Here is a 12,359-nt window from a genome sequence, read left to right on the forward strand (position 1 = left end):
TTCTCCTTTGATCTGTATTTCAATTTTCAATATGCTTTTTAGGCTTTACGCTTCTTCCATCAATTTCTTTTTAGCGGCACGGAGATGATCATCCGCCTGGGCCATGAGGGCAATAGCCTCAGTTATAGCTCCTGCGACATCCATTTTTCCATCAGCGGTCAGCTTATCCACCCATTTTTGGTATTCCACGGCATGGTCCTGGTTATGGGCTGCCCAATGGTCTAAGAGCAGGGCAAGGACCTCTTGCTCCCGTCCCCCTGCAGCATGGGAATGGCCATGCTCACCATCATGGGCATGATCATGGCTGTGGGCATGACCGTGGGTTTCACCATCATGGGTATGGGTATGAACGTGCTCATGGGTGTGTGCCCCTCCATCGTGGTCGTGATCGTGCAAGTGTTCGTGCGTATGTTCTTTCATCAGAATGCCTCCTTTGCATTATTCATTATATTTATTATCATTATAACAGAGTCTATTGGGGCTGGCGAGAAAATCCACTGGAATGACGTCCATACCTGCCTATTGAAAAGCCCCCTTAAGAAAGGGGGCAGTCAAACAAAGCAATCATGCATTATAAAGGCAGGTGCCCCTACATAATCGCATCCATCTCAAGGGCTGGATGTCCTTTTTCAGTCAAGAATTCCAGAACAGCTTCAGAATCAGTGGCAATGGTTTCATCACACACCATATCGGTAAAGTTCTTAATACCGGTCATTTCTTCAACTGACTTATTCAAACGTTCTGCAACATCATCTTTCAGCTCCTTAGGCATCCAAACGATCCGTTCGATACCGCCTTCAGCTGCCATGAATTTCTTGGAGGAAATAAAGTGACGGCCATGGCCCATAAAGCCAGGCGTCTGCACCCCACCACCAGTCATTGATGCTAATTCACCAAAGGTCATGCCTGTGGGGGTCATATCCGGGAACTCACGGTTGACAATGATAACGCCATTGGCTTCTGGCATAATCCCACAGATACATTCAAAGCAACCACAGGAGGTCATGGGGTCTTCCAAAATGGAGTACAAGGTAACGGCTTCGACCGCACCCTGGGAACATTTTGCCACAATTTCATTGACTTCTTCCCATGAACCCAGACGATCATCGATCACCTTTTTCTTTTCAATTGGCTGAGCCGGACCAGTAGGATCAAGTTCCTTAGTAGCCTTGCTATCCAGCCAGGATACAGCACCGCACAGACCCAAACGTTCCGGTGTAACCACGCAAACGTGGGAAGGTGCGAAGGACTGACAAAGGGTACAAGTATAGAATTGATCAACACTTTCATCGGTGAGGGATGCAAGACGGTCATCACGCTTGTCGTAAATGGGCTTAACCATTTCTTTTTCTAAACGAACGACATCTTCTTCTTTTGTGTACAAGGTTACAGAAACCTTGTCTACCACCTTACCAAATTCATCCAGCATTTTGGCATAAACCACTTCACCAAAGTGACGCAGACGGAAGCCAGCATCAAAGGCTTCTTTGGTTAGGCGGATCCAGGAGATATTACGCTGTCCAACGTGCATGGAGCCTTCAATATAGTTTAAGAAGTAATGGAGACGACGTTCCAGAACGGATTCGAAATCCGACTGCATGGCTTTACCAGCCACTTTAATTTCCATACCCAGGGGCAGGCGAACGACATCCACGCCGTCGAACATTGGATCGTCAATATCCGGTCCAATGATTTCAATGGAGTGATCTTCAATATCCCCTAAATCAACAGTGTGGACCAATTCCCAAGCCTTAGTACGGTTTCCACCGAATTCAGCCTTCATGTCATCCTTACGGACACGTTCCCCTTCAAAGGCAGAAGAAACGGACACTGGACAATCGATTTCGGTAATCTTAATCTTAATGCCCCGGGCTTCCAAAGAAGTTGAATCGGTTTTTGTCAGATCTGGCTGGTTGAGCAGCAGGGTTGGTACTTCATTGATATAGGTTTCCGTAATGGCCGGGAATCCCAGCTCGATGGCACCAGCCCCAGCTGCGATAATTTTATCTGTCCAATCGTCAAAGACGTTGACAAAGGCCATAACCCGGTCGCGGGTGTAAATGCGGTGTGCTTCCCAATCCCCTGCTGGTGTGTTCCCAAACATGATAGAAGCACGGATGGCGACAGAAACAACATTGATGACATCTTCGATTTCATACCCACAGGGGATAACCCGAAGTTCAACGCCCATTTTAATATTTTGTTCTCTGGCCTGGTCGATACATTCCCCTACCAAGTAAGTCTGCAGACCCTTGTTCTGGTAGGATTTAATGGTTTTAGCCAGCTGCTCCGGATCCTTGTGCTTCCCGATGATAACGGCGACACCGGGGATATCCTGGGTAACCAGGGCCACACCGAAAGAACGGACGACAGCATCGGTTAAGGAACCGTCCACCCATTCTTCGTGGGGATTACCATCCAAGTATTTAATGGCCTGGATGATTTCACAGAAAATAATGGAGGCCACGCCAGCATCCAATGCACTTTGCAGCATGGTTGTCCGATTAACTCGTTCCCGCCCAAGTTCCAGTGCGTGTTCTAATTCGCCAACGGTAGTGATTTTTTCACCAGTGATGGCGTAAATACAGGGCAGAGCGTAAGCGGTATCTGGCAGCTTGACCTGGGCATCCGCGCCCTTAGTGGCCAAGGCTTCCGCCACCATTTTTTCAGCACGGGTCTGGTACTCCGCCGTACCTCTAAAAATAACATCAAACAAATTGACTGTTTTTCGTTCCATATAAATATCTCCTTAATACTTAAAGGGTGCTTCATGCATCCGTTAATATGGCTATTTCTTTTTTTCCTGGACGATGGTTTCAATAGCATCGCCCAATTTAGCGGTCATTTCCCGGATTGCCGGTACGTCATAGGGAGAGTGTTCGTTCCGGTCTGACTCTGAGATTGAATCCTGATAATCGATGAAGCCAACGATGTTTTCCGCACCAATACGCTGGGTGAGGAAATCCCGATCCTTCTGACCCCGTATTTTATTTCCAATGACATAGACCTGATGGATTCCGATATCAGCTGCCAGTTTACAGACCCGTTTATAGGTCTGAATACTGCGCACTCCAGGCTCCACTACGGTGATGAAGGCATCCACCGCCGAGGCGGTGCCCCGGCCCAGGTGTTCGATACCGGCTTCCATATCCATAATGACCATGTCCTTTTCGTAAAGAACCAAATGGGTCGTGAGCATCTTTAGTAGCACATGCTCGGGACAGACACATCCAGATCCGCCGAGATCGACAGTTCCCATGGTCAGTAGCTTAACGCCGTTGAATCTGCGGCAGAATTTTTCAGGAATATCTGCAACCTCTGGATTCATTTTGAAGAAGGCGCCATAGCCACCAGTGGTGGCATTGGTCCGTTCCTCCGCCAGATCCTTCATCTCTGAAATGGGCGTGATGGAATCGATCATTTCTTCACTCATCCCCAGGGCCAGTCCCAGATTGGCATCTGGATCGGCGTCTACAGCAAGGACTTCATACCCTTTGTCCGCAAAATACCGGCTTAAGCAAGCGGTAATTGTGGTTTTCCCCACACCGCCTTTTCCCGTCAGTGCAATCTTCATGCAATCATCTCCTCGGCTAGATTCCTAATTTGACACGCTTGTCTTCGATATCTTCCATGATCAAATCAACCATCTTCATCGGATCGGTTTCAAAGACAAAACCAGCTCCCGTGTATTCTTTCAGGCCTTCGCTCATTTCCTTCATGAAATTGGGGCTACCAGCCACATAGGGGGTGACACCCAGGTAGGTATTCAGTCCAGAAGCAACCACATAGGATGCGATAGCAACGGCTTTTTCAGACATATATTCAGGAGCAGCCCCAACAACAGGCAGTTCACAGACATCAATGCCGCGTTCGTTGGCACATTGATTGACTAAATCCAGAATTCGGCTGTTATCCACGCAGGAACCTAAATGCAGTACAGGTGGGATATGAGCACGTTCGCAAGCTTCACGCAACCCACGGCCACAAAGATCCTTCGCTTCATAAGTCAAAAGACCAGCTTTAGCAGCTGCCTGAGCCGCACATCCTGTCACAACGACAACCACGTCCCGCTTAATAAGCTCTTTGATTAAGGTGATGTGGGCCAGGTCATGTTCCTGTTTCGGGTTGTTACATCCGACCACACCAGCAGCACCACGGAGGACACCAGCCCAAATCAGGTCTGTGAGAGGCTTAAAAGTTCCAGTAACATCGGTCTGGGAGTTCACCACGCGGTCTAAGGCACTGATGGTAGTTTCTACTGAATAACCGACGATGGTATCTGATTTTAGTTCAGGAATGCTAACCTTTGAGGCATCCCGGTTTTTAAAGTTCATGACTGCAGTTTTAATGACTTCGTTTGCCACTGCCATGGGATCTTCTTCGTTAAATTCAATATACATATCTCCGGCGATATGGGCCTTCTGAGAAGTAGAGATAAAACGGGTATGGTAGGATTTTGCTAATTCTGGCAATGCCGGGAAAATACATTGCACGTCAACAACAATTGCTTCCATAGCCCCAGTTAAAATTGCCATTTCCTGCTGGTAAAAGTTCCCTGCGATTCGGATACCATGACGCATGGTCATTTCATTACCAGTACAGCACATCCCAACAATGTTGATACCATCGGCACCTTGTTCTTTTGCCATTTCGATGAATTCTGGGTTTTTGGACGCCACAGCCACCATTTCTGCCAGATTTGGGTCATGTCCATGAATCATGACGTTGACCATGTTTTCTTCAATAACTCCAAGGTTGGCCTGAGAAGCACGTTCGGTGGGAACACCATACATAATATCTGAGAATTCAGTTCCAATCATAGAGCCGCCCCAGCCATCTGCCATCCCGGTACGCAGGGCGCGTCTTAAGATGGATTTATAATCCGATGCACAACCCATATGGGTCGAGTGCATCAGGGTAACCACTTCCTGGTCAATGGCACGAGGTGCCAGACGTTCGTCGTTCCAAATCTTTTGACGGGCTTCCGGGGCACGTTTTAAGAAATTTTGGGTACCAAAGGGCTTTCCAAATTCCAACAATGCAACTTCTGCCAATTCATGAGCCAAAGCGTAGGTTTCCTTGGTATCAGCATCTTCGATTCCCCACTCTGCAGCAATTCTGCGCAGCTTACCTTCTTCACGAATCTTAAAGGGGCCTTCTGCGGAGGAATTGTGCATGGCATGAACGATATCCCGGGCATGGTCAGAGTGGGCAGAAGTCCCCCCGCAGACCATACGGGCAAAGTTACGAGCAACGATGGTATCGCGGTCTGCGCCACAAATCCCACGTTGTGCGCCTTTGTCTTCGGTCATCCCAACCCGGCAGGGTCCCATGACACAAATTCGGCAGCAGATCCCATTTTCACCAAAACCACACTGGGCCTTTAAGGCTTTCCGGCGGTCCCACATGGTTTCAGCGCCATCCTTTTCGGCCTTTTCTAATAAAGCTTCAGCTATCTGGTCAAATTCCAATAACTTACTGGCCATCTCATTTGACATATTTTATCTCCTTCATTCTTCTGTTTTCAAACAGTTAAAAATTTGCTATAATAGATGTGTTCTCTCTGAGCGTCTTTGCACCGGCATTTCGATGCCCTCGCGAAGACGCTCTATTCTATTTTAGCTAAAATTACAATTCTAAAACGGAATCCGCATACAGGATTTCATTCTTAATGATATCGCAAGCCTTGATGGTTTCCATCAATCGCTTGTCGCAGGGATTGATGATCGCAGAGGATAAACCACACTGCATAGCCATGGCCATGATCGCGCTATCCAAAATGGGACGAATATGTTTGGGAGCACCATTGGAGTTATTGCTTAAGCCTCCGGTGGTCAGCAGACCCATCTCGGTAATCATACTGATACATTCTAAAATATCCATCTGCTTATCCTGCATTCCCTTGACCACCAGGAACAGGGGATCAAAGAGCATGTCTGTGGGCTCCATACCGTGTTCCATGCCTCGTTCGAGAAGCTCAGAGCAATAGGCAATCCGTTCATCATTATCACCAGGAACACCTTCTTTAGAGCACAGGCAGATACACATGGCATCATTGGCAGCTGCCAGATCTAAGTAACCAATCCGTTCGCCAGCATCCGCTGAGTTAACCATAGGCTTCCCAACACTGCGGTCATAAACCTGGATACCTGCTTCAATGGCTTTCATGTTAGCGGTGTCCAATGCCAACGGCACATTATTGAAGTTTTCCTGGAGGAGCTTGACGCCCCACTGCATCAGTTCTTCCCCATCTTTTTCAGCCGGCCCAATATTCAGATCCAAATAATCTGCACCAGCATCCAGTTGTTCCTTTGCACGAGCCAGAATTGGTTCAGGGTTACGTTCTTCAAAAGCTTTTCGAATTACCGGTGAGATACAGTGAATCCGTTCACCAATTACCATAAATTTAGACATAGGAGTCTCCTTTCACGCTTTCAACATTTATTCACAGGAGCACTTCCTCCATTCTTCAAGGGGAAAGCGCTCCTCCAGCCAGAATTCATTCCGACTTTGAATGCTACTCTGTGCTTTCTAGCTAATGCCGCAAAGATCCCGCATAAACTTAGGAACCTGCATGGCTTCGGTCGGTCCAACAATGACTTCCCAATCCGGCAGTTTTTCAGCAACATCCCCTTGGAGGACAGCTACCTTCCCTGGCAGGATGAGCTTTCTGCTCTTAGTTTTTGCTTCAATGCCAGATTCTTTGACGAAATCAGCAATGGTTCCTGCACCAAATTTACCAGCTGCCCAGGCGGTCAGAACAGAGTATCCACCAGCATCGGGAATAATCAGATAAGATGGCACCTTGGAGCGTTCGATTTCGCCTGAAACCACGAAGTAGGATAATGCAAAGTCAACGGTAACGAGGACTGGTGCGTTATCATCAGGCTTATTGTATTCATAGATCGCGGGTTCAACACGCATTGGCTTCTGAGGATCAGTGAAGATATTCTGGCGCAGGCCGAACAGTGGCAGAGCCTGGGCATAATCAATATCATTCATGACGATAACGGAGCCATAACGCATGATGAAAGCAGAAGCCAGAGCCACTTCCATTTCAGAGCTCTTTGCCAGCTTATTAACAAAGACGATGGATGGATAACCGAAGGTCCGGTCGTCCCCCTTCAGGGCATTGGTCCGGATGGTTACAGCATTTTGATAGGCATCCTTAATGGAGGTTTCACCCACATTCAGGATTAATTCCTTGTAACCGGCCTTTTCGATTTTTTCCACCGTGTCGTGGAGGGCTTCAATGCTGTCCGCTGTCACACCTAGAACGACACCAGCTTCCTTTGCAACAGCAGCCATGGCTTCAGCGTTATCTACGTTGGCAGCCATGAGAATCCCCTTGACGGGTGCGATGGCAGCAGCCGCTTCCTTAGCCACATCTGCATCTTCGACAACGGCGATGGGTACACGGCCGAGTTCAACAGCCTTTGCAATGAGGGATAAGAACTTGTCTTTATCGCCTGCGTAGCGGACCGCAACCATTTCAGCGAACATCATTTCGCTGATTCGATCGTATTTTACGCTTTCTAAATGAGCAATCTTTGCTGCAATGACGTCATCAGCGTCGGCATCAGAGAGTTCTACAGCCATGAGGGCTTTGTTGTTGTAGGTTTTTTCGTGACGGAAAAGTACCGTTTCGCCACCGAGGGTATATTCTGTTCCACCAGTACCTACCTTGATGGTTTTCATAGGAGGTGCTGTGGCTTCGGAAAGGACTGCCTTGGCATCGTCTGAAATATAAGGACATTTTTCCAATTCAGCAGCGCCAGCGGCCACCTTCATTGAGAATGCCATACAGGTCGGGAATCCACATTCCTTACAATTCTTTTTGGGAGTTAATTTGAAAATATCTAATCCTTTTACTGCCATTTTAGTACGCCGCCTTTCCTAACCAACTAATTCCTTGACGAAATCCAAAGCAACTGCTGCGGACTTGGGATGTCTGACGACGACCGCATTACTGCCTCCAATCAGGCAGGCAGCCACAGTAGAAACTTCCATATCGATGCCGCGGGTTTCCTGGCTTCCCCATTCCGGAGCTTCCTCTTCGGTAAACACGGCTTCCTTTACGCCCCAGGCATCATCGGCTACATTGGTGATGATGGGCATCTGGAGGGAATCATCATTTTGGCCTAGAGCAGCCAGACGAATGCGGTCCATGGTTGATGCAACATATTCAAAACCGTAACCTACAGCAGCTGAACCGATATCCATAACCATGTTATCTTTATTCACGCCCAGTTGGTCCATGAGGATGTTCAACTGTTTAGCCAGGTTGATATCCACGGCAGATTCACCTGAAACCTTGTTGCCATCCGCATTGGCTTCGATTCCGATTGTTTTATAGTTATCTTCCACAGCAGAGAATAAAATGACATTCTTATTCATTAATGCCTGGGAGATTTTGCTCAATAGCTCACTGTCCTTTTCAGCATTTTTACAACCACCAATAATAAGGGGCAGATCCACAGCAGCTTCAACAGCGACTGCAATCTCAACGCATTCATCAACCGGACGATTCGCACCATTGGGGTCCGCACTGCTAAATTTCAATTCGATAAATTGAGCATCGGTATTGGCTTCGATGTACTTGGCCCATTCCACTGGGTCCTTCATCACATCACCGTACAGATCCTTCAGACAGGGTTCCCAATCCTCCGGATATGAATCGGTAATTTCAATTCCCACTGCTGGTGCATGCCCAGCATCGTCCAGGAACATCAGGCCCTTTTCCCCACCGATGGTGATGGCTTTTTCGCCTGTCCCCAGGACACACTCGTTGATACTGCCACTGAATTTCTGCTTTGTCATTTTAAATGGCATTTCCAAAACCTCCTCTAAACCTCTTTGAATTTTATAATAAATATAAATAAATTATATTGATATAAACAGATTAAACTTTATACCCTATTATTTTGTATAAGCCTTCAGCTCACTGATAAAAACATCGCCAACCACTGCCAAATCCTCGGCATCAAAGGCAGTTAAAACATTTTCATCAAAGAGCACCTGGGCTTCCGGCGGAAACTCCTCATCGGCCAGCCACAAAATCGCGGTAACATACCGATTTCCAATAAACCGGAATCGGTAGGCCAAATCCCCTCCTTTTACCAGCTCTGCACCGACAGCCGCCATGGCCTTTTTAAAACCTCCTGGGTTGTGTCCGAAACTGAAGGCCAAACGTTTAAGGCAGCGGCCTTCAAATGTTTTAAAATAATGGTTCCCACCGGATATATCCCGGTAAGCAATATTAGCACCTGTGGGTTCCATGGGCTTCGCATTTTCCAAATACCGCAGGATCAGCGTCATCATGTGCATATCCTGGCATTCGGTGCCATCCTCCATGGTAATTATCCCCTTTGGGTAGCTGACAAAATAGTGTTTTCCCATAAGCACGACATCAAAGGATTTTTCAGCTTCATCATATGGACAGCTGCTTCCCGCTGCCATTTCCTGTGGGTCATGCTGACCGAGTAAGCTTCGGTAATGCTCCAGGGGAACCTTATCCTTACGGTGCTCTTCAACAGCTTCGAGAATTGCCTTACGATCGATCATCCCATCCCCCCTTGATTTAAACTTGGAAACAGGGTTTTATCCGTATGGGGAATGAAGCAGGCTGAAATAAATTCATCCATATACCCCGGATGGGCACTTAATTCCACATAGGTCATATTATCGGCGATACTTTCGATTTTCTCCTTTGCCTCTGCTAAGGTCAAGGCAAGGTAGGAGCCCTGAATAGAACTGTTTCCAATGAAGTAGTACTTTTCCTCTTCAATGTCCGGCAGCATCCCCAGCGCAATGGCGTTGTGGATATTGAGATTGGTCCCAATCCCACCGGCCACGTAGATATTGGACAATATCTCCACCGGCATATCCATTGTTTTAAGCAGGGTATTGATGGCTGAGAATACGGCTCCCTTGGCTTTAATAAAGCTATCGATATCCACCTCCGTCAAGTAAATATCCCGGGCTGCGCCGTCCAAATCCTTGGACAATAACAGATACCGCCCGATGTCATAATCATCGAAGGCAATCCGGGGAGTACTGAATTCCCGGGGCATCCGTCCCTTCCCATCGATGAGTCCCACGCGCTTCAGCTCGCAAATTAAATCGATGATACCCGAACCACAAATTCCCGCCACCGTCTTTTCATCGCCGATGGTATGAAAATCCGCTTTATAGGAGGTGTCGTCAATGTGGACCGTTTCAATGGCTCCCGGTACTGCCCGGGTTCCACAGCTGATCTCTCCCCCTTCAAAGGCCGGCCCGGCAGAGCAGGCACAGGTCATCATAAAGTCCTGATTCCCAAAGACGATTTCACCATTGGTGCCCAAATCCACCAGCATGGTAAAGTCCTCCTGGAGCCACAGGGGCACGGCGAAAACGCCAGTGGTAATATCGCCACCTACATAACTGGCGACGGAGGGAGCCAGGTAGATCCGCCCCTCGGCATTAATATTGATCCCTAAATCCATGGCTGCCAGTTCGTTTACCCGGCAAACTCCTGGAATAAAGGGCTCCTGTCTTAGGTAGTCCGGGTTTACCCCCAGAAGCAGCTGAACCATGGTCGTGTTCCCAGCCGCACAAATGGTGTAAATATCCGTGGGACGAATCCCCGTAGCCAGGACAATTTGTTCGATTAAGGGGTTGATGGTTTCATCCACCACCGCCGCCCGAAGTTTTTCAAGACCCCCTGGCTTTAATGAATACACAATCCGGTTAATGACATCACCGCCATATTTCACCTGGGCATTCCCCATGGATGCCTTTGCCACAATTTCATTGCTGTCCATATCCACCAGACAGGCAGAAACAGAGGTGGTTCCAATGTCTAAGGCAATGCCGTAGAGCTGTCGTGCATCGGTAAAAGGGACGGCTACATCCAGTATTTCCGCAGTTTCCCCATTATTGAGATACACCACCTTGACCTTGAAGTCCTCAACTCTGAGAATATCCGGCAGCTTACGCATGACGGAAAGGCTCATGTGGATATCTGCAAATCCCAGGGTCTGGGAAAAATAACGCCACAGGCGTGTTTTGTCGTCTACATTGTCGTCTAAATCCGGCTTTGGAAGGGTGATGATCTCACAACACAGCCGGTTATCGTCCGTCATCCCCATTTGAATGAGCTTTTTTCGGACGTATCGAATATTTTTATTTTCACTGGCCGATAAATCGGTAATTTGCATTTTATTTTGGAAGGAGGATGCCAAATCGGGCACCTCGATAACCAAATCCGATAAAGCATGGCACTGGCAAGCCAGTACATAGCCATCTGCCACAGCCTCTTCCTCCAGGCGTTCACTGGAATTTCCCCCAACCTCGCCAGACAGGATACGCACCTTGCATTTTCCACAGGTTCCATTGCCATTACAAGGTGAATCAATCATCACACCGGCCTGTCGGGCCGCATCTATGATGAGCTCACCATCTCCAGCAATGTATTCCACCCTGCGTTTTCCCTTGATTTCAAATGCGATGTGATGCATCGGTCTACTCAATTCCCAGGGAATCTAAGACACTGATAATTTTCGCTTTAGCTGGATTGTCCTCTGGCAATTCCACCAAAGGCTTGCCATAAGCATCGAATTCGAAAACATCGGTATCCATCGGAATAACACCAGCCAAATCCAGCCCTAATCGTTTTATTTCCTCTGCTGTCCCAGCATTTAATTCTCCACCTGGCGCACGATTGACAATCAACTTAATCACGGGAATCTTGAGGCCTAATTCTTCGGCTAAATCCCGAATACGTGCCACGGCCTGAATCCCACGGCGGGAGCTATCGGACACCAAAAGCAGCATATCCATCCGACCCATGGTTCCTCGGCTGATATGCTCCATTCCTGCTTCATTATCCATAATGACATAGTCGTAATTTTTTGATAAGTCATCGACCTGGGCCTTGAGCATCCCATTAACATAGCAATAACAGCCCTCACCCTGTCCACGTCCCATAACGAGAAGATCAAATCCTTTACCTTCCACAATCGCCTGGTTAAGACGTAACTTCAAAAAATCCGCCTTGGTAATCCCTGCAGGCAGTGGCTGCCCATCCATGGTAGCATGATTGATTTCTTCCTTAACATGGCCAATGGTAATGGGTTCTTCCAGACCCAATACCTCATTCAAATTCGCGTTGGAATCGGCATCCACTGCTAAAACAGGGCCCTTGCCTTTCCCAGCCATATACGTGACCAACATTCCGGTGAGTGTTGTTTTTCCGACGCCGCCTTTTCCTGCAATCGCAATGTTAAAAGCCATAGTAATATCCCTTCATTGAAATTCATTTTCAACCCCATCCCCGCTTCAGCAAAGGATTTTGTTGTCTGTTCTGCTTAGGATCA

10 protein-coding genes are annotated in these 12,359 nt (G+C 47.8%); all 10 read right to left on the bottom strand.

Annotated features, from left to right (window positions below; all coding sequences use genetic code 11):
- Nucleotides 1-45: 45 nt before the first annotated feature.
- The gene (locus BLU30_RS05805) at nt 46-420 is read right to left on the bottom strand and encodes a DUF8180 domain-containing protein (RefSeq protein ID WP_090244399.1); all 375 of its coding nucleotides are present in this window, start codon (nt 418-420) and stop codon (nt 46-48) included.
- Nucleotides 421-589: 169 nt separating this feature from the next.
- A complete protein-coding gene (gene acsB / locus BLU30_RS05810) occupies nt 590-2,737 on the bottom strand; it encodes an acetyl-CoA decarbonylase/synthase complex subunit alpha/beta (RefSeq protein WP_090244401.1) in 2,148 nt (715 codons plus the stop codon).
- A gap of 51 nt (nt 2,738-2,788) precedes the next feature.
- The gene (locus BLU30_RS05815) at nt 2,789-3,574 is read right to left on the bottom strand and encodes an ATP-binding protein (protein WP_090244403.1); all 786 of its coding nucleotides are present in this window, start codon (nt 3,572-3,574) and stop codon (nt 2,789-2,791) included.
- A gap of 16 nt (nt 3,575-3,590) precedes the next feature.
- Nucleotides 3,591-5,498, bottom strand: coding sequence for an anaerobic carbon-monoxide dehydrogenase catalytic subunit (gene cooS, locus BLU30_RS05820; protein ID WP_340148131.1), 1,908 nt, complete (start codon nt 5,496-5,498; stop codon nt 3,591-3,593).
- A 130-nt stretch (nt 5,499-5,628) separates the two neighbouring features.
- Nucleotides 5,629-6,414 carry a carbon monoxide dehydrogenase/acetyl-CoA synthase methytransferase subunit gene (acsE, locus tag BLU30_RS05825; RefSeq protein WP_090244405.1) on the bottom strand — a complete coding sequence of 262 codons (786 nt, stop codon included), beginning with the start codon at nt 6,412-6,414 and terminating at the stop codon, nt 5,629-5,631.
- Between the two features lie 117 nt (nt 6,415-6,531).
- Nucleotides 6,532-7,878, bottom strand: a complete 1,347-nt coding sequence (gene acsC / locus BLU30_RS05830; protein ID WP_090244407.1) for an acetyl-CoA decarbonylase/synthase complex subunit gamma — start codon at nt 7,876-7,878, stop codon at nt 6,532-6,534.
- An 18-nt stretch (nt 7,879-7,896) separates the two neighbouring features.
- Nucleotides 7,897-8,832 (bottom strand): acetyl-CoA decarbonylase/synthase complex subunit delta, encoded by a 936-nt coding sequence (gene acsD, locus BLU30_RS05835; protein WP_090244409.1) that lies wholly within the window; start codon nt 8,830-8,832, stop codon nt 7,897-7,899.
- Nucleotides 8,833-8,919: 87 nt separating this feature from the next.
- Nucleotides 8,920-9,564, bottom strand: coding sequence for a DUF3786 domain-containing protein (locus BLU30_RS05840; protein WP_090244411.1), 645 nt, complete (start codon nt 9,562-9,564; stop codon nt 8,920-8,922).
- On the bottom strand, nt 9,561-11,501 hold the full coding sequence (acsV, locus tag BLU30_RS05845) for a corrinoid activation/regeneration protein AcsV (RefSeq protein WP_090244413.1): 1,941 nt from the start codon (nt 11,499-11,501) through the stop codon (nt 9,561-9,563). The genes BLU30_RS05840 and acsV overlap by 4 nt, the downstream gene beginning before the upstream one ends.
- A 4-nt stretch (nt 11,502-11,505) precedes the next feature.
- Nucleotides 11,506-12,276: an ATP-binding protein gene (locus BLU30_RS05850; protein WP_090244416.1), complete on the bottom strand. Its 771-nt coding sequence runs from the start codon at nt 12,274-12,276 to the stop codon at nt 11,506-11,508.
- Nucleotides 12,277-12,359 lie beyond the last annotated feature (83 nt).

This window comes from Eubacterium barkeri (assembly GCF_900107125.1).
GTDB classification, from domain to species: domain Bacteria; phylum Bacillota; class Clostridia; order Eubacteriales; family Eubacteriaceae; genus Eubacterium_O; species Eubacterium_O barkeri.